Consider the following 20764-nt stretch of genomic DNA (forward strand, 5'->3'; position numbering starts at 1 on the left):
TCGCTTGCAATTGGGTCTTAGCACAGGGATAATGCGCCAGCGCGTTGGTTATCAACGCTCTCAATGGGGGCTCTGTTGGTTCTCCCGCAACGCTACTCTGTTCACCAGGTCAGGTCCGGAAGGAAGCAGCCAGGGCAGACGACGTGTGTGCCGGGATGTAGCTGGCAGGGCCCCCACCCATTTGTGGCCTCATAAGATTCTTCAGCTTCACCTCTCCCTCAAATCATTACTCCACAATAAAACTACGCCTATATTGTGTAATATATATTTCATTGCACTGAAATATTATTGTCATAAACCTGTAATAATAGACTGTCATTTTATAATCGGACGATTATTTTCTTCCATAACTCAAAAAAATATATATCTGGATAACATTGTTAAGTTCGTGTATTAAATAAAGTACTTATTCCGAAGGGAAGTGACAAACATGGCTACAGCGGTGTTAAACGTTAAGATTGATGACGCGCTAAAAGAAAGACTTCGCCACTATGCGGAAGTCAATAACGAGAATTTAAGCGTGACGACAGAGAAACTGCTGCTGCTGGCGTTCGAAGCAGTAGAAGAGGCGGGAGTATCGGAAGAGGATATTGATAATCAGCATACGGAAGAAGAGAGTGTTTCTCCATTTACTCCTAAAGAAATCAAGGCTCTACGTAAAATTCTGAAGAAGAGAAAATGAAACAACAACTGTCAACCGCCAGTGACTACAACGAGGCCTGCGATCTGTTGCGTTCAGGCTACGTGAAGCATGTACGTCTTGGCTGGAATGTTGGAAGCGATGAGTTCTTTCGAATTGCGTCTGACTGGTGTGATACCGGTGCAAAAATTAAGAAAGACGGTGATAACTTCGTTATTTCACTAAAAGGCTTTCCTATTCCTCCTCAGCATTAAACCCTGACCAGTGAAAACTGCTGACTGCATATATTACAGTCAGCAGTTTTTATTTTATGACCTGCTTCAAATATTTTAATATTAGATCACGCTGCGTTTTAACGATGGCACGTTTTTATTCAGGGCGAGCCATAACGGTTTGATCCTCAGCAACGCCTGCTCAAGCTCTGTCGATTCCAGCGAGAAGGGCATACGTAAATAGCGGTCAAACGCCCCTGATAAACCAAATCGCGTCCCGGTTCCCAGGTTAATCCCGATTATTTCTGCCCGCGCTGCAAGCTGTGTCGCCAGCATGCCCGGAAGCTCTATCCAGTAAGAGAGCCCGCCTTCCGCCTCGTGGAATTTCCACTCCGGGAAATGTTCGCGCAGCAGGTCACCACATCTATCGCGCCGTTCCGCCAGCATCTTCCGGCGAGCGGGCAGAAACGTCTCGCTGTTGTTAATAAGCCACTGCATTGCCAGCTGTTCCAGCAGCGGCGAGCCTAAATCCAGAGTATCCCGCGTCTGGGCAAGGGTGGCGATGATGCGCGATGAGGCGCGGATCCAGCCGAGACGCAGCCCTCCCCAGAAGCTTTTTCCGGCAGAGCCTAAGGTGATGACGGTGGCCTGCGGGTTAAAGGCGGCCAGCGGCGGCGGGGGAGGCGCATCAAACCAGAGATCCACCATCGTTTCATCCACCACCAGCGCCGTGCGGGTTTGGGCTGCAATATCCGTGATGGCATGACGGGTGGGGATATCCATACAGCGCCCGGTCGGATTATGAAAATCTGGCATCAGGTAGGCCAGGCGCGGCGCCGTCTGGGCAAGCGTTGCGGCAAAGCCATCCATATCCCAGCCGGTTTCCGGCAGCGACACCCCGACTGGCCGACACTGCGCCCCCTGAATGGCGGCAATCGCCAGCGGATAGGTGGGATGATCGACCACGACGCGGTCCCCCGGCCCGGTCATCATCCGCAGTACCAGCGCAAAGCCGCTGACTGCGCCATTAACGACCATCACTTCGTCTGCACGGGTGGGAAGACCCCGCGTGGTGTAGCGCGCAGCGATGGCCTCCCGCAGCGTCGGCAGCCCAAGCTGATCGTAGCCCGTCAGCGAGAGATGCGGGGTAATGGCCGTGAGCGCATGGGCATAAGCCTGATGGATCTCCGGCCCGGCATTCAGGGCGGCAGTAGAGAGATCCAGTGCGGCGCTCGCCGCTGAAAGGGTAGGAACGGCGCGCGTGTCAGGAAGAATGACCCGCGACCCGCTGCCGTGGCGGCTTTCAAGGTACCCCTCCTCGCGCAGGTGGGCGAGGGCGCTGCTGACGGTGGTCCGGCTCACGTCCAGCGCCGTGGCCAGCTCACGCTCGCCCGGCAGCCGCGTATTCAAAGCCAGACGTCCATCGAGGATTAACAAACGCAGCGCGTCGGCCAGCTGTCGCCAGAGCGGGGTGCGGGATGAGGCTTGCTGCCAGTGGCCTAAAAGGCGTACCAGAGACTGGCTTCCGAAGCGACGTGATGACATATGCAGTCCACTATTTGAAAACTGGACATTAATCATAGTGCCATTTTAGGTCAGGATGAAAGCCTGGTTCACTGGAGAAGATAAAAATGGTACGTCGTCTGCTACAACTCTATGTCGGTTTAGGACTGTATGGCCTTTCCACCGCGATGTTTATTCGTTCCGATTTGGGTGTCGATCCCTGGGATGTGTTTCACCTCGGGGTGGGGATGCAGCTGGGGATGACTATCGGGACGGTGATCATTGTGACCGGCGCTGCGGTGCTGCTGCTGTGGATCCCGCTGCGCCAGATGCCGGGCCTTGGCACGATCAGCAACGTGATTTGTATCGGCCTGGCGGCGGATGCCAGCATGGCGCTTATTCCGGAACTGGATTCGCTAGCCGTTCGAATCGCTTTCCTGGTGTCGGGCATCGTGATGAACGCGATTGCGACAAGCATGTACATCGGGGCCGGTTTCGGGCCTGGCCCGCGCGACGGCCTGATGACCGGCATTCACGCCCGGCTGGGGTGGTCCATTCGCAGCGTGCGTACCTCAATTGAAGTGTCCGTTCTGCTGATTGGGTGCGTGCTTGGCGGCACGTTTGGGGTGGGAACCGTACTGTATGCTCTGACCATTGGCCCGCTTATCCAGCTCTGTCTGCCCTGGTTCCGCCAGAAGCCACGCATTGCGGAAATACCCCAGCCGGAGCGGGTTGTTTAATTTTGCGAAGCGCTCACATGTTTTAACGGCGTCGCTGTGCCAGAATAGACGCTTCGAAAATCGCGATGCCAGAAAGCATGAAAGCAATCACTCTCTATGATGTCGCCCTCCTTGCGGGGGTTTCTTATCAGACCGTTTCCCGCGTCATTAACGACGCGGAACATGTATCTGCCCGCACGCGAGAAAAGGTGCAGCAGGCGATGGCGGAGCTGCACTACGTTCCTAACCTTCGGGCGCAGCAGCTGGCGGGGAAACGCACCCGTACGCTGGGACTCATCACCACCGACCTGGCCCTGCACGCGCCTTCGCAAATTGTGTCGGCGGTCAAATCGCGTGCGGCGGAACAGGGGGCGAGCGTCCTGATTTCCATGGTGGAGCAACCTCTGCAGTGTCAGGCCGCGCTTCAGACGCTGCTGGCACAGCGGGTGGACGCGCTGCTGGTGAATGTGCCGCTTGACGATCCGCACGCTGAAGAACTCAGGGCGCTGGCGTCGCCCGTCCCGGTGCTGTTCCTCGATGTGGCGCCCTCAGCGCGGGTAAACAGCCTCGTGTTTAACGCAGAGCAGGGGGCGCGTCTGGGCGTTGAGCATCTGCTTTCGCTGGGGCACCAGCGCATTGCCCTGCTGAGCGGGCCGGAAAGCTCGGTCTCTGCGCGGGCGCGCCTGACGGGCTGGAAAGCGACGCTGGCGCAGGCGGGTCTTAACGCAGCGGCTGTGGCCTATGGTGACTGGAGCGCGGCCAGCGGCTATGAGAAGGGACACGTGCTGCTGTCGGGTGCGGCATTACCGGAGGCGATTCTGGTGGCGAACGATCAGATGGCGCTCGGGGTGATGCGCGCCTGCGCGGAAAGAGGGATCGCGATCCCTGGCCAGCTTTCGGTGGTTGGGTTTGACGATACTGCCGACAGCGCCTGGTTTTCCCCGCCGCTGACGACCATTCGTCAGGCGTTTCGCGAGGCGGGCGAACGCAGCGTGGAGTGGCTGCTGGCACCTTCCGGGGGAGAATCGTGCCGGCAGGTTCAGCTGCCGGTGACGCTGGTTACCCGTCATTCCAGCGCGCGCCGCAATCCGAAGCAGGCCGAACGCGAGGATCTGGCGCAGCAGCTCAGAAGCCTGGCACTGCTTGCCGAGCAGATTGCCCGCAAATAAAACTTTGTGATCGGACTCGCTACCCCGCGATTGAACGCTTTACCGTTGCCCGGTGCCAGGGCATGTTAACCAAAATTGTGAGCGCTTCGCAAAGAGGTTACTATGTCCACCACTTCACCGCTGACCCTCAGCGCCATTCTGGCCCGTCGGGACTGGGAAAATCCTGGCGTCACCCAGTGGAACCGTCTGGCCGCACACGCGCCGTTGCACAGCTGGCGTAATGAGCCCTCTGCCAGAGAGGACGCTGGATCCATCAGCAGGCACTCTCTCAACGGGCTATGGCGGTTTAGCTATTTTTCTGCGCCGGAGCGGGTTCCTCAGGCATGGGTAACCGAAGATTGCGCCGATGCCGTTGCGATGCCCGTGCCGTCTAACTGGCAGATGCAGGGGTTCGACACGCCCATCTATACCAATGTCACCTATCCCATTCCCGTTAACCCGCCTTTCGTGCCGCAGGAAAACCCGACTGGTTGTTACTCGCTCACATTTGAGGTGGATGACGCCTGGCTTCATAGCGGGCAGACCCGCATCATCTTCGACGGCGTGAACTCGGCGTTCCATCTGTGGTGCAACGGTCAGTGGATGGGCTATTCCCAGGACAGCCGATTGCCCGCTGAATTTGACCTCTCGGCGGCATTACGCCCCGGGCAGAACCGCCTGGCGGTCATGGTATTGCGCTGGTGCGACGGCAGCTATCTTGAAGATCAGGACATGTGGCGCATGAGCGGCATCTTCCGCGATGTGACCTTGCTGCATAAACCGGAGACGCAGATTGCCGATTATCACGTAGTGACGGACCTGAATGCGGAGCTGGACCGCGCGGTGCTGAAGGTGGATGTCGCGCTGGCAGGCGCTGGCTTTGCGGACTGCGAGGTGGTCATTACCCTGTGGCGCACGGGTGAAAAATGCGCCAGCGTTTCCCGGCGTCCAGGATCGGCCATCGTCGACGAGCGCGGCAGCTGGGCAGAGCGCTTAACGGCGGCGATCCCCGTTGACCAGCCCGCGCTCTGGAGCGCTGAAACGCCAGAACTGTATCGCCTGACGATTGCGCTTCTTAACCCGCTGGGTGAGGTGCTGGAGGTTGAGGCGTGCGACGTGGGCTTCCGCCGCGTTGAGATTAGCAATGGCCTGCTGAAGCTTAACGGTAAACCGCTGCTGATCCGCGGGGTTAACCGGCACGAGCATCACCCGGAAAACGGCCAGGTGATGGACGAAGCGACCATGCGCCGCGATATCGAAATCATGAAGCAGCACAACTTCAACGCCGTGCGCTGCTCGCACTACCCGAACCATCCCATGTGGTACAGGCTTTGCGACCGCTACGGGCTGTACGTCGTTGACGAAGCCAATATCGAAACGCACGGCATGGTGCCGATGAGCCGCCTTGCTGACGATCCGCGCTGGCTGCCCGCCATGAGCGAGCGCGTGACCCGCATGGTGCAGCGCGATCGTAATCATCCCTCGATTATCATCTGGTCCCTGGGCAATGAGTCTGGGCACGGCGCGAATCACGATGCGCTGTACCGCTGGCTGAAAACCACCGATCCTACGCGTCCGGTGCAGTATGAAGGCGGCGGCGCGAACACGGCGGCGACCGATATTGTCTGTCCGATGTACGCCCGGGTCGATCGGGATCAGCCCTTCCCGGCAGTGCCTAAATGGTCAATCAAGAAATGGATCGGCATGCCGGACGAAACGCGCCCGCTGATCCTCTGTGAATACGCCCACGCGATGGGAAATAGCTTCGGCGGGTTTGCGAAATACTGGGAAGCGTTTCGCAGCCATCCTCGCCTGCAGGGCGGGTTTGTCTGGGACTGGGTCGATCAGGCCCTGACGAAACGGGATGAAAAGGGCAACGCGTTCTGGGCCTACGGCGGAGACTTCGGGGATAAGCCGAACGATCGGCAGTTTTGTCTTAACGGGCTGGTGTTCCCCGATCGCACGCCGCATCCGGCGCTGTACGAGGCGCAGCGTGCCCAGCAGTTCTTTACCTTTACGCGGGTCAGCACCTCTCCGCTGGTGATTGAGGTGCAAAGCGGCTACCTGTTCCGCCACACCGATAACGAAGTGCTGAACTGGACGGTTGCCCGGGACGGGGACGTGCTGGCCGCGGGCGAGGTGACGCTCTCGATGGCGCCTGAAGGCACCCAGCGTCTGGAGATTGACCTGCCGGAGCTGAACGCCGGGCCGGGTGAGGTCTGGCTGAACGTTGAAGTGCGCCAGCCGCGGGCAACGCCGTGGTCTCCGGCTGGTCATCGCTGCGCGTGGGAGCAGTGGCCGCTTCCGGCTCCGCTCTTTATTGCTCCGCCAGTCCCGGCGGGCGAGCCGCCGGTGTTAACGCAAAACGATCGCATCCTGGAGATCGCCCATCGTCAACAGCGCTGGCAGTTCGATCGCGCAACCGGAAACCTGTCCCAATGGTGGCGAAACGGCGTTGAAACGCTCCTTTCACCTCTGACGGACAACGTCAGCCGCGCGCCGCTGGATAATGACATTGGCGTGAGTGAAGCGACGCAGATCGATCCGAACGCCTGGGTTGAACGCTGGAAAGCGTCGGGCATGTACGAACTCACCTCGCGCGTTCTGCACTGTGAGGCACAGCAGCACGCAGGCGACGTGGTGGTCACAACCCAACACGTACTTGAGTATCGCGGCAAAGCCCTGTTCATGACCCGTAAAGTCTGGCGGGTGGACGATCGGGGCGTTCTGCATGGCGATATTCAGGTCGATATGGCATCTGATATCCCTGAACCCGCGCGCGTTGGCCTGAGCGTTCATCTTGCCGAAACGCCGGAAAACGTTCACTGGCTGGGTCTGGGGCCGCATGAAAACTACCCGGACAGAAAGCTGGCGGCGCAGCAGGGGCGCTGGACGTTACCTCTCGAGGCCATGCACACGCCGTATATCTTCCCGACGGAAAATGGTTTGCGCTGCGATACCCGGGAGCTTGTGGTGGGAACGCATCAGCTGAATGGCCGGTTCCATTTCTCGGTGAGCCGCTACGGCCAGCAGCAGCTGCGTGAGACAACCCATCATCATCTGCTGCGCGAAGAGCCGGGATGCTGGCTCAATCTCGATGCGTTTCATATGGGCGTGGGCGGCGACGACTCCTGGAGTCCCAGCGTCTCGCCGGAATTCCTCCTGCAGACACGCCAGCTTCGCTATACCTTCAGCTGGCAGCAGAACCCTTAACTGACCATGAAGATGCGGCCACAGAGCGTGGCCGCAGTCTTACGCCAGAATGCCGCTCAGGCCATGCAGGCTCATGTAAATCCCTACTACGGTAATCAGCGCAGCGGAGATCCACGGCGCTTTACGGGAGAATTCGCTAAACCCGGGCCAGCGTTTGGTCGCGTGCTTGAGGCTTAAGGCGGCAATCGCGCCGGAAGCGACCAGCGTTAACGCCAGACCTATACTGAAGCTGAACACCAGCGTTGCGCCAAGGGCGAAATGCTTCAGCTGCAGACAGATCAGCAGCACGGTGATGGACGCCGGACAGGGAATAAGCCCGCCGGTCAGGCCAAACATCACGATCTGTCCGGTGGTGACATTTTGACCGCTGAAGCGCCGGTTAATATCCTGCGCGTGAGCGCGCTGGTGGGCATCCTGCCACTCTTCTTCAACCAGCGAGTGTTCGTGGTGATGATGATGATCATGATGGTGGTCATGGTCATGGTCATGGTGGTGGTGATCATGATGATGATCGTGCGGCTGGCTCTCTTTCCAGGTTCGCCACGCCATCCACAGTGCGATCGCAACGATCAGCACCCCGGAGATCAGCTGAAACCAGGGTTCGGACGTGTGTGCATCCCAGCCCCGACCAAACCATAATCCCGCCATCGCAACGAGCCAGACCACCGCCGTATGGGAGAGGGTTGCCGCCAGGCCGAGCAGCACCGCCTGTTTCAGCGTGCCGCGGATGGCAACAATAAAGGCGGCCATCATTGTTTTTGAATGGCCCGGTTCCAGGCCATGTAGCGCACCGAGCAGGATAGCGCTGGGAAGAAACAGCCAGGCATTGCCCTGCTGAAGGAGTGAAGCAAAATCGGTCATGGGAAATTCCGGAGTGGAAAGCGTGCGGAGATACTACTCCCCCCCAGTAGTTCAATACTACCCCCCAGTAGAAAAATACTCAGGGGGAGTAGAGCGTGATATGCTTTAAAAGCCAAAAAATAAGGGATACAGAGATGTCACATACCGTTCGAGACAAGAAGATGTTACTGACTCGCCTGAAGAAAATTCAGGGACAGAGCACCGCGCTGGAAAAAATGCTCAACAGCGATCACGAATGCGCCGAGGTGTTACAGCAGCTGGCGGCGATCCGCGGGGCGGTTAATGGCATGATGATGCAGGTGATCGAAGGGCATTTAACCGATCATGTGGTGAAAGAGCCTGAAGAAGCACAGCGTGAAGCCGATCTTGGCGTGGTGTTGCGGGTGATGAAATCCTATCTTAAGTAGAATGCATGCCGAGGTTATTTTCTGCCCAAAGAATAAATTCCGTCTTTGGCAGCGCTTTACTGTAAAACCATCCCTGACCGTACTGCACGCCGTGGCGGTGTAGCCAGGCGAGCTGCCCTGCGGTTTCGACGCCCTCCGCCACCATCGCCAGCTTCAGCGACTTCGCTATTTCAATGATGTGCGGCGTCACGTTTTTATACTCCAGCGCATCCACGAACGATTTATCAATTTTTAGCGTGTCGACGTCCAGATCCTGCAGATAGCTCAGGCTGGAATAGCCCGTGCCAAAATCATCAATATAGACAGGGTGGCCCGAACGACGGAATGCGGCGATAGCCGGTGCGCTAATTTTGGGATCGGCAAAGCCGCGCTCGGTGAGCTCAAGGGCGATTTGTCGGGGATGGATTTGCCACTTATTCAGGAGCTGACTCAGCAGAGGCGGCAGGATGCCGGAGGTTAAATCGGCAGGGGCGAGGTTAATGGAGATATGCTGATCCGGATAGCGTTGCAGCCAGTGGCCCATATCTTCAAACACCTTTTCGATGACTAACTGCGTCAGCTGCGAGATGAGCCCCGTTTGCTCGGCAAGGGGGACAAAGATATCAGGCGACAGACTGCTTCCGTCTGGCTGCGGCCAGCGCGTTAGCGCTTCAGCGCCCACAATTTTTCCGCTACACAGCGCCACGATGGGTTGATAGTGCACCACAAAATCCCGGCTGTTAATGGCGTCAAGCAGGCGATTGCGCGGCGACTGGATACGCCGCAGGATCCGCAGGACAAACAGTGCGGCGAGCAGGCTTATCAACATGCCGAACGGTAACCAGAAAAGAAGCTGCCGGTGCCAGGTTTCAGCGAGCGGTTTGAGCGTTGCCCATGCGACGACGGTAAATCCAAGCTCAGGTACAGACTTCATGACGTACATTGAACCGTTGTACTGCACGCTTTTCACACCCCGCTCCTGAACCATGTCGCGGATGTGAGAGTCGAGCTTGCTGCTGCTGGCAAATATGCGGTGCGTTGCGCTTCCTACCAGGGCGGCATCAATCGCTATCTCGCCGAAAGGGATCACGTCCACCAGCGAGGCAGGATCGATCATGACAAGGTAGTGGCCTTTTCCCAGCACCGTCATATAGCGGTTAAACCCAAGATCGTTTTGCGTGGTCAGCCACGCGCTGTAACCATCTTCGGTAATGCGCATTGGAGGAGGGAAAGGGGACGCATGGCTGGTTTGCTCCAGGGAGGAGCAGAGCGGTCGAAGGTTGTCGATATATATCACTTCCTGGACATATCGCCACGAGAAAGCGACCCGGCGCATTTCCCGCAATTGCAAGGGGCTACACGGCACTCCCTCAAAAGCCTGCAGGTGATCGAGCGCTTCTTTTGCCTGATCCACAACCCTGTCGGTGCGTACCAGCACGCGGGAGGCATAGTTATCCAGCGCATCGGCGAATTTATCTTCCGCCTGGCGGTGGGCCAGCCAGATGCTCAGGCAAATGGGGACCAGCACAGAAAAGATAAGTACGCCAGTCACCAGACTGACCAGATGTCGGGTTTTCATGCTGTCGTGTCCTTCCTCGTATACCCGTTCCTGGGCATTGAGTTCCCTGCCTGAAGAGAAAGATTTTACCGCGAAATGATATAGTTATAGCACGAGGTTGGCATGGTTTTCATTTTATCTCAGGCGACCAGAAAATATCGTCAGAAGAGAGGGGTTGTTTTTTCAACCTCGCCTGGATATTATTTTGTTATGTTATAACAAAACATAAAGGATTTACGATGAAACCCGATATCCACCCAGCCTATCGCACCGTGGTATTCCACGACACCAGCGCTAATGAATACTTTAAAGTCGGCTCAACCATTAAAACCGACCGCGAAATTGAACTCGACGGTGAAACGTATCCGTACATCACCATCGAGGTTTCTTCAAAATCGCACCCGTTTTATACCGGTAAGCAAAAAACGTTCTCCACGGACGGCAGCGCAGCGCGCTTCCGCAAGCGTTTTGGCGGTTTTCTCAATGCGAAGCGGGGCTAACCATGCAGGTACTTAACTCATTACGCAGTGCAAAGCAGCGTCACCCGGATTGCCAGATAGTCAAACGCAAGGGACGCTTGTACGTGATTTGCAAATCTAATCCGCGCTTTAAGGCGGTTCAGGGACGTAAAAAAAGACGCTAAACGCGCGTTTCTCGCCAGCTTTCCAGGGATCTTTTCTGTTTGCCATCGGCAGTAAAATTGTCGGTGGCAAGCCAGCTTTCAAAGGCGCTCGCCAGCGCAGGCCACTCTTTGTCGAGAATCGAAAACCAGTCGGTATCCCGGTTACGGCCTTTTATGACCAGCGCCTGACGAAAGCGCCCCTCAAACTGAAAGCCCAGACGCAGCGCCGCTTTGCGGGAAGGCTCGTTCAGGCTATTGCACTTCCACTCATAGCGCCGGTACCCCAGGGTATCGAACACGTACCGCATCAGCAGATACTGCGCTTCTGTCGACCCTGGCGTGCGGCTTAACAGAGGAGAAAAGTGAACGTGCCCCACTTCCACGACCCCGTTTTTAGGATCGATCCGCATCAGGGACAGCGTCCCGACAGGAGACTGGGTCCGGTTATCCATAACGGTAAAGTGGATGGGATCGGATAACTCACTTACGCTCGCCACCCAGTCGGCAAACTCCTCTGCGGTGGCATCGGGTTCACGCAGCAGCCACGTCCAGCTGCGGGTATCTTCGGCCAGTGAATAGGCGGAGAACAACGCGTGGGCATGCTCCACGCGCAGCGGCTCAAGCCGACAATAGTGACCCTGAAGGACCACCCGGGACGGGTACTGACGAGGCTGCCAGTCGATAAGGGCTTCGCCTACGGGCTGTCCAAACGCATTGAATGTATTCATCTTTATTTCCATGACGTTGAAAAGATCTCCAGATTAGTGAATTGCTGGTTCCTTAAAAAGAACCACCAGGCTATGTTTTTCTGGTACCACAAGGAGGGAAGATGAATATACCGGGTGATGAGCTTTACGCTTTGTTCCATGCTGCGCTGAAAAAGCGTGGGCAAGAGACGCTTCAGCGTGCGCTCTATCTTGCTTTGCGGGAGGCCATACTGGGCGGAAGGCTTCGGTCCGGCAGCCAGCTGCCCGGTTCACGAACGCTGGCGCAGCAGATCTCGGTTTCCCGAAACACGGTCAATGCGGCGCTGGACCAGCTCACGCTCGAAGGCTATTTGCTGCGTAACCGTCAGGGTACGCGGGTGGGGCAATTCACTCATCGTACGATTGCCCGGGCATTGCCGGATCCTGACGTCAGGCTGACAAAACGGGTCGCCCTGCTGCCCGCGCCCGTGCCGCGCGACACCCCGGTGATGGCGTTTACGCCGGGAACGCCTGCCATTAACTACTTCCCCTTGCCGCTGTGGCGGCGATTGTACGATCGCGTCCTGCGCGAGGAGGGGAGTGCCCTGTTAGGCTATGGCGACCCGGCCGGCGAGCCGTCGCTGCGTGCCGCGATTGCCCGGCATCTCGCCCTGTCCCGCGGTATCGACTGCGACGCCAGCCAGATTGTGATAACCGAAGGAGCACTTGAGGGCGTCAACCTCTGCACGATGCTGTTAAGCGAGCCTGGCGATGTCGCCTGGGTAGAAAACCCCGGCTATAGCGGGGCAAAGAGTGCGTTTGTTAAAACCGGCCTGGCAATGACGGGAATACCGGTTGATGACGAGGGAATGTGCTGGGAAGGGCTGGATGCGCCTGCGCCCTCAATGATTTTTACCTCTCCTTCGCATCAGTTCCCTTACGGGAGCGTGCTCAGCGCGCGGCGGCGGCTGGCGCTGCTGGAGCTGGCCCGGCAGCACAACGCGTGGATCATTGAAGACGATTACGACAGCGAGTTCCGCTATGCCGGTGAGCCCGTACCGGCGATGCTGGGAATGGTCAACAATGCCCCCGTTGTGTATCTGGGGACGTTCAGTAAAACGCTGTTTCCCTCGCTCAGAATGGGGTTCATGGTGCTACCGCCAGCGCTGGCGAAAGCGGCTCGCCCGGCCATCGGCTCGCTGTTGCGCGGGGGGCATCGTGCGGAGCAGCGTACCCTGGCGCTGTTTATTGAAGAAGGCCATTACGCTCGTCATCTTGCCGCCATGCGTAGGCTCTACCGTAAGCGCTACCGCCAGCTGCGGGAGGTGCTGGGCGCAGAGCTGTATTCTCCGCACCGCATTCTGGCAGGCGAAGGGGGAATGCATCTGGCGCTGGCGATAGACGGTATTGACGACCAGAGGCTGGTGGAGCAGGCGAGGGCGTTTCAGCTGGCACCCGCTGCGCTGAGCGGGTACTACCTGGAGGCGAAGCAGGGGCAAACCGGTCTGGTTTTAGGTTACGGCAATACCTCTGCTTCTCAGTTTGCGCCGGGGATCCGACGTCTGCAGACGTTAATTACGCAGCAGCAGGGCGGGAAAGGGTAAAGACATCATAGAAAGAGAGCTGACCTTTGGTGGAGACCATTTTCTGCAGCTTCTCTTTTTGCCCGGCTTCAACCGCCGGAGAGTGCATAATGTTTTCGATCAGCTCTTCTGGCACGTAACGCGTGTTGTACCATTCGCCGTTATAGCAGACCCGAAAATCGAGCACGTCGATATCTTCGTAACGGTAGCGCGGATTCACGTCGAAAAAGAAAAAGGCGTTAAAGACGACAAACAGTACAACCAGCAGCCAGACGGAGTCCACCAGCGTTTCGGACTTCAGCATCACAATCAGCGTCGCCAGCCAGGCGGCATACATGGCGACAAACAGTCCAGGATGTTTGCGAATAAAGCTAATGCTAAAGCGCGGGCGATTGTCGCGCTTTTCGCGGAGGTTGAGATCGTCGATGGTGGCGGTAAGCAGGCGCTGTATCTCGGTCATTTTTTGCCTTCATGAGAGTTGACAATACAGGGTGTCTGCCAATTTTAGGGGAGCCATCAGGCTGAAAAAAGTAACAGTCTGGCGCTAAAAGACTATAACAGTTGACTCCCCGCAACCTCACAGCGTTTTGATGATTTTTGCCGGGTTGCCGCCAACGACGACGTTAGCCGGGACGTCTTTCGTCACGACGGCGCCGGAGGCCACCACCACATTATCACCAATGGTAACGCCGGGGTTAATGACCGCCCGGCCACCAATCCAGACGTTATTGCCAATATTGACGGGTTTTCCAAACTCCACGCCGCTGTTTCGTTCTTCCGCGTCCAGGGGATGGGTAGCCGTATAAATATGAACACCCGGCGCGAGCATGCAGTTATCGCCAATATGAACAGGGCAGACATCCAGCATCACGCAGTCGAAGTTAGCATAAAAGTTTTTGCCCAGATAAATGTTATATCCGTAGTCGCAGCGGAAGCTCGGCTCTATATAAGCTCCTGCGCTTTGTCCCAGAAGTTCCGCCAGAATGTTCTGTCGTTCTGTTTTTTCATCAGGCGCAGTGTGGTTATAGCGGTAAACCAGATGGCGGGCCCGCAGTCGGTCAGCCCGTAACGTCTCATCGCCGGGGCGGTAATGTTCACCGGCAATCATTTTCTGTTTTTCTAAGCTCATTGGAAACCTCTGTGGATGTTATTACCGAAGGGTAATCGGAACAGGCCAGAAGGGGAACGTTCCCGAAAAGCCGATGTGACTGTCGTCACAACATTGCTGCTGATGAACACGTTTTACACGGAGACCTGGCTTACGCACAGGGAGCATAACGGGACAGGTAAATACTCAGAACGAGGCGTAGAACTCTACAGACACCCTTCAAAGATTAACGGACAAATTTCCACACAGAAGTAGGGATTTTGTCATACAGTTTATTCATTGTCAGTTCAGCAAGACGATGGTCAGCGGCTGAATAAAATACCGCCAGCTCATTATCAGAAAGCTCGTATTTATTCTTTTCAATGACGCGCTCAAGCGTGTCAATTGACTGACAACGTCGTAAGCGCATCAAATAATCGATTTTTGTGAGTGGTTTATCAGACATAAATTCACCTTAGTAATTGTAATAATTTTAACAGGAAAGACTCACCGGGTTAGCTCTGCTCACGTTGACGAAACAGCGGAATAGCCGATTTCCCGATTTACGCCATTTTTGCAAATCCTGAGCGTTAATGCCGTAACTGCTGAACAACATAAAGGTGTCGTCCAGGTATTCATCAATTTGCTCAATGAGCTTATTATCTTCATTGTACTTAATTTTATAATTAAGTGCGAAGGTTGCGATATGCTCTATCAGCTCATTCAACTGTAAATTGATGGCAGACGTTGGGTCGTTTACCCAGCCATGGTTGCTTTCATCAAGATTGGCAAGGCAGTCATGGTACAAGGATTCGCAGAGAAATTTCAACTGCGCGATATCATGCCTTTTTGGCGAGTACTCGTCCATAGCGCATCCCCTTCTGAGTGATTTCTTACTCACCGAACATCATTGTCGGGATGGATACAACTGACTTAGCTACATGAGTGCTGTGTTCCTGATAACCTAACTATAAGCCACTCCTTCCTGGATTTCACCGCGCTATTACGAAAAATTACAAATAAAACCGCAGCCTGGGAGCGTGTACGCAAATGGTCACCCTGGACTCAACGTTTTTATCCAAATTAACGACGGGGTTTTATCGCTTCCTTACGTTTCATCATCTTAGCAAAAATGATGAGAAAAGTTCAGATTCAGACTTATCTTTGCAAGAACTTCTTATTAGGAATATTCCTAATACCTTAAGCGGGGAAATGAAATTAAAAAAATCCTGAATTCACCGATTAAGTTATCAGTTAATTATGATATGTCTATTTAAGATGGCAGAAAATAAATAGAGCCACAATAAGCGTAATTTATGATTTTTTCAGAAAATGAAAAAGGCCGCTAATGCGGCCTTTTTATCATGTGGAACCGGTATCAGTGAGGTTCTACCGAATGACTGTGTTCAACATCTTCATTCTTGCGGCTAAAGCGGCGGCGAACCACCACGAAGAACACCGGTACGAAGAAGATAGCCAGTACGGTCGCGGTAACCATACCGCCCATCACGCCTGTACCTACCGCGTTCTGCGCGCCGGAGCCTGCACCGGAGCTGATAACCAACGGCAGTACGCCGAGGATGAACGCCAGCGACGTCATCAGGATTGGACGCAGACGCATACGAACCGCTTCAAGCGTCGCCTCAATAAGGCCTTTGCCTTCTTTTTCCATCAGATCTTTGGCGAATTCAACGATTAGTATCGCGTTCTTCGCCGACAAGCCAATGGTTGTCAGCAGGCCTACCTGGAAGTAAACGTCGTTGGTCAGTCCACGGAACGTTGCCGCAAGCAGCGCACCGATAACCCCCAGTGGAACCACCAGCATAACGGAGAACGGAATCGACCAGCTCTCGTACAGTGCCGCCAGGCACAGGAAGACCACAATCAGTGAAATGGCGTACAGGGCAGGGGCCTGGTTACCGGACAGACGTTCCTGATAGGACATACCGGTCCAGTCATAGCCGATACCCGCAGGCAGTTTGCTTGCCAGTTCTTCCATCAGGTTCATGGCTTCACCGGTGCTTCGGCCCGGAGCAGCCTGACCCAGGATCTCCATCGATGGCAGACCGTTATAGCGTTCCAGACGCGGTGAACCGTATTCCCAGCGTGAGGTTGAGAACGCCGAGAACGGAACCATCTGACCATTGCTGCCGCGCACGAACCAGCTGTTGATATCGTTCGGCAACATACGGTACTGCGCCTCGGACATCACGTACACTTTCTTCACACGACCGCGGTCGATGAAGTCGTTAACGTAGCTACCGCCCCAGGCTGCGCCCAGCGTGGTGTTGATGTCACTGATGGATACGCCCAGCGCCTGGGCTTTCTCCTGGTCGATATCGATCTTGTACTGTGGCGTATCTTCCAGGCCGTTTGGACGCACGCCGACCAGCAGGTCAGGGTGTTTAGCGACTTCACCAAACAGCTGGTTACGCGCCTGCGTCAGTTTTTCGTGACCCAGACCGCCCTGGTCAATCAGCTGGAAGTCGAAGCCGGTCGCCGTACCCAGTTCAACAATCGCTGGCAGGTTAAAGGCGAAGACCATCGCATCTTTAATCTGCGAGAAGGTGCCCATTGCACGGCCGGTGATGGCTTCAACCTTGTTCTTTTCGCCCGGACGTTCAGACCAGTCTTTCAGAGAAACGAAGGCAATACCGGTGTTCTGACCACGACCCGCAAAGCCAAAGCCGTTAACCGCAAACACGGACTCAACGTTGTCTTTCTCTTTGGTGAGATAGTAGTCCGTCACTTCATCCAGCACTTTCTGGGTACGCTCTTGCGAGGCGCCCGCCGGAAGCTGTGCCATCGTCAGGAACACGCCCTGGTCTTCATCTGGCAGGAACGAGCTTGGCAGACGAACGAACAGGAAGGCCATGCCCACCACGATGATGATATAGAGCAGCAGGTAACGACCGGTGCTGCGCAGGATGTTGCCCACGCTGTCGGTGTAGTGGTGCGTGCTCTTATCGAACATGCGGTTAAACCAGCCGAAGAAGCCTTTATGCTCGCCGTGACCGCCTTTCTGAATCGGCTTCAGCATGGTGGCACACAGGGCAGGTGTCAGGATCAACGCCACCAGCACCGACAGCGCCATCGCGGAAACGATGGTAATAGAGAACTGACGGTAAATCGCACCGGTAGAGCCCCCGAAGAAGGCCATCGGGATAAATACCGCAGACAGCACCATCGCGATACCGACCAGTGCGCCCTGGATCTGGCCCATTGATTTACGGGTTGCTTCCTTCGGCGGCAGACCTTCCTCCGCCATCACACGCTCGACGTTCTCGACCACGACGATGGCGTCATCCACCAGCAGGCCGATGGCGAGCACCATCCCGAACATCGTCAGGGTGTTTATCGAGTAGCCAAATATCGACAGGATCGCAAAGGTCCCGAGCAGAACAACCGGCACGGCAATCGTTGGGATAAGCGTCGCGCGGAAGTTTTGCAGGAACAGGTACATCACCAGGAATACCAGGATGATCGCCTCAACCAGCGTCTTAACCACTTCGTGAATCGAGATTTTGACGAACGGCGTGGTGTCGTACGGGTAAACGATTTTCAGACCTGACGGGAAGAACGGTTCCATCTTCTTCAGCTCTGCGCGGATCGCCGTGGCGGTGTCCAGGGCGTTAGCGCCTGTCGCCAGTTTGATACCCAGACCGGAAGCCGGTTTACCGTTAAACTTCGCGATGATGTCGTAGTTCTCACCGCCCAGCTCAACTTTCGCCACGTCGCGCAGGCGAACCTGCGAACCGTCCTGATTCACTTTCAGCAGAATTTTGCTGAACTCATCGGCAGAGGTCAGACGGGTCTGCGCGATGATCGAGGCGTTAAGCTGCTGGCCTTTCACCGGCGGCGTACCGCCTAACTGACCGGCCGCTACCTGGGCGTTCTGCGCTTTAATCGCGCTGATCACGTCAACCGGCGTCAGCTGGAAGTTGTTCAGCTTGTTTGGATCCATCCAGATACGCATCGCGTACTGGGAACCGAACAGCTGCACGTCACCCACGCCGGAAGTACGGCTGATGGCGTCCTTCATGTTGGCGCCCACGTAGTCGGAAATATCCTCCTGCGTCATGGTGCCGTTGGTGTTGATAACGCCGACAACCATCAGGAAGCTACTGGACGATTTCTCGACGCTCACACCCTGCTGTTGTACTTCCTGCGGCAGCAAAGGCATTGCCAGCTGCAGTTTGTTCTGCACCTGAACCTGCGCAATGTCAGCATCCGTACCTGACTGGAAGGTCAGGGTGATCTGAACCGTACCGGTGGAGTCACTGTTTGAGGACATGTACATCAGGTTATCGATACCGTTCATATTCTGTTCGATAACCTGGGTAACGGTGTCCTGCACCGTTTTCGCATCAGCCCCCGGGTAGGTTGCGGAAATTGTCACCGCCGGTGGCGCAATCGTTGGATATTGCGCGACAGGCAGCTTCAGGATCGCAAGTCCCCCGGCCAGCATGATGATAATGGCGATCACCCACGCAAATATGGGGCGATCGATAAAGAAATTAGGCATGTCTTAACGGCTCCTGTTTAAGTTAAGACTTGGTTTGTTCTGACTGGCCAGCGGCCGAAGCTTGTTGTTTATCGTCAGATTTCACTTCCTGTGCTTTAACCTGCGCGCCAGGACGAACTTTTTGCAAACCAGTAACAATCACGCGATCGCCATCTTTCAGACCTTCCGTCACCAGCCATTTATCACCAATCGCCTGGGTGGCGGTGATATTGCGCGTTTCGACTTTGTCATCAGCCCCAACAACCAGCGCGCTCGCATCGCCGCGTGGCGTACGGGTCACACCCTGCTGTGGAACCAGAAGTGCGGTTGGATTCGTTCCTTCTTCCAGACGCGCGCGAACGAACATACCTGGCAGCAGATTTTTGTCAGGGTTCGGGAAAATCGCACGTAAGGTGATGGAACCGGTAGTCTGGTCGACCGTCACGTCAGAGAATTCCAGGGTACCTTCCTGCGGGAACTTAATACCGTCGTTGGTAATCAGCTCCACCTTGGCCTTGCCGTTTTCCTGTTTCAGGGTGCCGTTTGCCAGCTCCTGTTTCAGGCGCAGGAAATCGTTGCTGGACTGCGTCACGTCAACGTAGATCGGATCGAGCTGCTGCACGGTCGCCAGCGCATTGGTCTGACCGTTCTGCACCAGCGCCCCTTCCGTGACGGAAGACTTACCAATACGACCGCTGATAGGGGAGGTCACTTTGGTATAGGCCAGGTTAATGCGCGCGGTTTCGACGGCCGCTTTGGCTGCCACCACGGCCGCGTTAGCCTGCTGTGCATCGGCCAGAGCGGTATCGTAATCCTGTTGGCTGATGTACTTGGTACCGAGCAGCTTTTGGTAGCGGTTCAACGTCAGCTGAGCAATTTTGGCTGCGGCTTGTGCTTTCGCCAGGTCGCCTTTCGCACTTTCATAAGAGGCCTGATAGGTTGCTGGATCAATCTGATACAGAGACTCACCGGCTTTCACATCACCACCTTCGGTGAAGTTACGCTTCAGGATAATGCCGCTAACCTGAGGACGCACTTCCGCAATGCGGTAAGCATTGGTACGGCCTGGTAATTCGGTGGTGATTTGCAGAGGTTCAGATTTGAGCGTCACGACGCCTACTTCTGGCGCCTGCTGAGCTCCTTGTTGAGCTGGTTTGTCGTCACATCCTGTTAGCGCTAAGCTGCCTGAGAGCATCAGAACGACCGCCAGAGGCGTTAACCCTCTGTTTTTGTTCATATGTAAACCTCGAGTGTCCGATTTCAAATTGATCAAGGGTCCTGAGTCTAAAAACCCATTGCTGCGTTTATATTATCGTCATGCTATGGTACATACATTCACAAATGTATGTAAATCTGACTCCTGTAAATTCACCCACCTATGGCACGAAAAACTAAACAACAAGCGCTGGAAACCCGACAACACATTCTGGATGTAGCAATACGTTTGTTCTCGCAGCAGGGTGTTTCATCCACCTCGCTGGCGCAGATTGCTCAGGCTGCCGGTGTGACGCGAGGAGCGATTTACTGGCATTTTAAAGATAAGTCAGATCTGTTCAGTGAAATCTGGGAGCTTTCAGAGTCCAGCATTAGCGATCTCGAGAGTGAGTATCGGGCAAAATTCCCTGACGATCCACTCTCAGTATTGAGAGAAATATTAGTATATATCCTTGAAGCAACGGTAGTTGAAGAACGTCGCAGATTAATGATGGAGATTATTTTTCATAAATGCGAGTTCGTGGGCGAGATGGCGGTGGTGCAGCAGGCACAGCGCAGCCTTAGCCTGGAGAGCTATGATCGTATTGAACAGAATCTTAACCTCTGTATGCAGGCAAAACTATTACCGGCCAATCTTTTGACCCGACGGGCGGCAATCCTGATGCGCAGCTACATTTCAGGTCTGATGGAAAACTGGCTTTTCGCGCCGCAATCCTTTGACCTCAAAGAGGAAGCCCGCAGCTACGTGGCGATTTTACTGGAAATGCTACAGCTCTGCCCCACGCTGCGCAGCGACGCGCCTTCGCTAACGGCCTGATCCCTTTCCA

20 protein-coding genes and 1 other RNA gene are annotated in these 20764 nt (G+C 55.5%); 11 read left to right on the forward strand and 10 right to left on the reverse strand.

What is annotated here, in order from left to right; genetic code table 11:
* Positions 1 to 73: 73 nt before the first annotated feature.
* The 3 genes from ffs (at position 74) to ACMGGX_RS14670 (ending at position 894) form a co-directional block, all read left to right on the forward strand.
* Positions 74 to 170: signal recognition particle sRNA small type (gene ffs, locus ACMGGX_RS14660), an RNA gene on the forward strand.
* 260 nt (positions 171 to 430) lie between these two features.
* A complete protein-coding gene (locus ACMGGX_RS14665) occupies positions 431 to 682 on the forward strand; it encodes a hypothetical protein (RefSeq protein WP_029741630.1) in 252 nt (83 codons plus the stop codon).
* Positions 679 to 894: a hypothetical protein gene (locus ACMGGX_RS14670; protein WP_023310588.1), complete on the forward strand. Its 216-nt coding sequence runs from the start codon at positions 679 to 681 to the stop codon at positions 892 to 894. The genes ACMGGX_RS14665 and ACMGGX_RS14670 overlap by 4 nt, the downstream gene beginning before the upstream one ends.
* Positions 895 to 975: 81 nt before the next feature.
* Here the strand turns inward: ACMGGX_RS14670 and ACMGGX_RS14675 are convergent, their stop codons facing one another.
* Positions 976 to 2397, reverse strand: a complete 1422-nt coding sequence (locus ACMGGX_RS14675) for a PLP-dependent aminotransferase family protein (protein ID WP_420298531.1) — start codon at positions 2395 to 2397, stop codon at positions 976 to 978.
* Positions 2398 to 2483: 86 nt separating this feature from the next.
* Between ACMGGX_RS14675 and ACMGGX_RS14680 the strand changes: the two genes are divergently transcribed.
* The 3 genes from ACMGGX_RS14680 to ACMGGX_RS14690 all read left to right on the forward strand — a co-directional run bounded on the left by ACMGGX_RS14680 (position 2484) and on the right by ACMGGX_RS14690 (position 7435).
* The gene (locus ACMGGX_RS14680) at positions 2484 to 3095 is read left to right on the forward strand and encodes a YczE/YyaS/YitT family protein (RefSeq protein WP_047173818.1); all 612 of its coding nucleotides are present in this window, start codon (positions 2484 to 2486) and stop codon (positions 3093 to 3095) included.
* 77 nt (positions 3096 to 3172) lie between these two features.
* Positions 3173 to 4243, forward strand: a complete 1071-nt coding sequence (locus ACMGGX_RS14685) for a LacI family DNA-binding transcriptional regulator (RefSeq protein ID WP_420298532.1) — start codon at positions 3173 to 3175, stop codon at positions 4241 to 4243.
* A gap of 102 nt (positions 4244 to 4345) precedes the next feature.
* A complete protein-coding gene (locus ACMGGX_RS14690; protein WP_420298533.1) occupies positions 4346 to 7435 on the forward strand; it encodes a beta-galactosidase in 3090 nt (1029 codons plus the stop codon).
* Positions 7436 to 7474: 39 nt separating this feature from the next.
* Here the strand turns inward: ACMGGX_RS14690 and ACMGGX_RS14695 are convergent, their stop codons facing one another.
* A complete protein-coding gene (locus ACMGGX_RS14695) occupies positions 7475 to 8296 on the reverse strand; it encodes a nickel/cobalt efflux protein RcnA (RefSeq protein ID WP_420298534.1) in 822 nt (273 codons plus the stop codon).
* Positions 8297 to 8430: 134 nt separating this feature from the next.
* Between ACMGGX_RS14695 and ACMGGX_RS14700 the strand changes: the two genes are divergently transcribed.
* The gene (locus ACMGGX_RS14700; RefSeq protein ID WP_023310594.1) at positions 8431 to 8703 is read left to right on the forward strand and encodes a metal-sensing transcriptional repressor; all 273 of its coding nucleotides are present in this window, start codon (positions 8431 to 8433) and stop codon (positions 8701 to 8703) included.
* On the opposite strand, the gene ACMGGX_RS14705 is transcribed toward ACMGGX_RS14700, so the two are convergent.
* Entirely contained in the window at positions 8696 to 10261 is a 1566-nt protein-coding gene (locus tag ACMGGX_RS14705) for an EAL domain-containing protein (protein ID WP_181594512.1), read from the reverse strand. The genes ACMGGX_RS14700 and ACMGGX_RS14705 overlap by 8 nt on opposite strands.
* Positions 10262 to 10479: 218 nt before the next feature.
* Here ACMGGX_RS14705 and ACMGGX_RS14710 point away from each other — a divergent pair, with 218 nt between their 5' ends.
* Positions 10480 to 10740, forward strand: coding sequence for a type B 50S ribosomal protein L31 (locus ACMGGX_RS14710; RefSeq protein ID WP_010428154.1), 261 nt, complete (start codon positions 10480 to 10482; stop codon positions 10738 to 10740).
* A 2-nt stretch (positions 10741 to 10742) separates the two neighbouring features.
* The gene (gene ykgO, locus ACMGGX_RS14715; RefSeq protein ID WP_003859006.1) at positions 10743 to 10883 is read left to right on the forward strand and encodes a type B 50S ribosomal protein L36; all 141 of its coding nucleotides are present in this window, start codon (positions 10743 to 10745) and stop codon (positions 10881 to 10883) included.
* Here ykgO and ACMGGX_RS14720 read toward each other — a convergent pair.
* Positions 10880 to 11590, reverse strand: a complete 711-nt coding sequence (locus ACMGGX_RS14720; protein ID WP_181594513.1) for a GNAT family N-acetyltransferase — start codon at positions 11588 to 11590, stop codon at positions 10880 to 10882. The genes ykgO and ACMGGX_RS14720 overlap by 4 nt on opposite strands.
* 101 nt (positions 11591 to 11691) lie before the next feature.
* On the opposite strand from ACMGGX_RS14720, the gene ACMGGX_RS14725 reads away from it, so the two are divergent.
* Positions 11692 to 13152: a PLP-dependent aminotransferase family protein gene (locus ACMGGX_RS14725; RefSeq protein ID WP_420298535.1), complete on the forward strand. Its 1461-nt coding sequence runs from the start codon at positions 11692 to 11694 to the stop codon at positions 13150 to 13152.
* On the opposite strand, the gene ACMGGX_RS14730 is transcribed toward ACMGGX_RS14725, so the two are convergent.
* The 6 genes from ACMGGX_RS14730 to acrA all read right to left on the reverse strand — a co-directional run bounded on the left by ACMGGX_RS14730 (position 13124) and on the right by acrA (position 19959).
* Positions 13124 to 13591, reverse strand: a complete 468-nt coding sequence (locus ACMGGX_RS14730) for a YlaC family protein (RefSeq protein ID WP_023310598.1) — start codon at positions 13589 to 13591, stop codon at positions 13124 to 13126. The genes ACMGGX_RS14725 and ACMGGX_RS14730 overlap by 29 nt on opposite strands.
* 117 nt (positions 13592 to 13708) lie before the next feature.
* Positions 13709 to 14260 carry a maltose O-acetyltransferase gene (gene maa / locus ACMGGX_RS14735; RefSeq protein WP_023310599.1) on the reverse strand — a complete coding sequence of 184 codons (552 nt, stop codon included), beginning with the start codon at positions 14258 to 14260 and terminating at the stop codon, positions 13709 to 13711.
* A gap of 205 nt (positions 14261 to 14465) precedes the next feature.
* A complete protein-coding gene (locus ACMGGX_RS14740; protein ID WP_008499287.1) occupies positions 14466 to 14684 on the reverse strand; it encodes an HHA domain-containing protein in 219 nt (72 codons plus the stop codon).
* A 27-nt stretch (positions 14685 to 14711) separates the two neighbouring features.
* Complete coding sequence (tomB, locus tag ACMGGX_RS14745; RefSeq protein WP_008499288.1) at positions 14712 to 15086, reverse strand: Hha toxicity modulator TomB; 375 nt, start codon at positions 15084 to 15086, stop codon at positions 14712 to 14714.
* A 510-nt stretch (positions 15087 to 15596) separates the two neighbouring features.
* A complete protein-coding gene (gene acrB, locus ACMGGX_RS14750; protein ID WP_029741964.1) occupies positions 15597 to 18743 on the reverse strand; it encodes a multidrug efflux RND transporter permease subunit AcrB in 3147 nt (1048 codons plus the stop codon).
* Between the two features lie 22 nt (positions 18744 to 18765).
* Entirely contained in the window at positions 18766 to 19959 is a 1194-nt protein-coding gene (acrA, locus tag ACMGGX_RS14755) for a multidrug efflux RND transporter periplasmic adaptor subunit AcrA (protein WP_029741963.1), read from the reverse strand.
* Between the two features lie 141 nt (positions 19960 to 20100).
* Between acrA and acrR the strand changes: the two genes are divergently transcribed.
* Positions 20101 to 20754: a multidrug efflux transporter transcriptional repressor AcrR gene (gene acrR / locus ACMGGX_RS14760; protein ID WP_023310602.1), complete on the forward strand. Its 654-nt coding sequence runs from the start codon at positions 20101 to 20103 to the stop codon at positions 20752 to 20754.
* Positions 20755 to 20764: the final 10 nt, after the last annotated feature.

The sequence above is a fragment of the Enterobacter sp. BNK-29 genome, from assembly GCF_048684785.1.
Taxonomy (GTDB): Bacteria; Pseudomonadota; Gammaproteobacteria; order Enterobacterales; family Enterobacteriaceae; genus Enterobacter; species Enterobacter cloacae_M.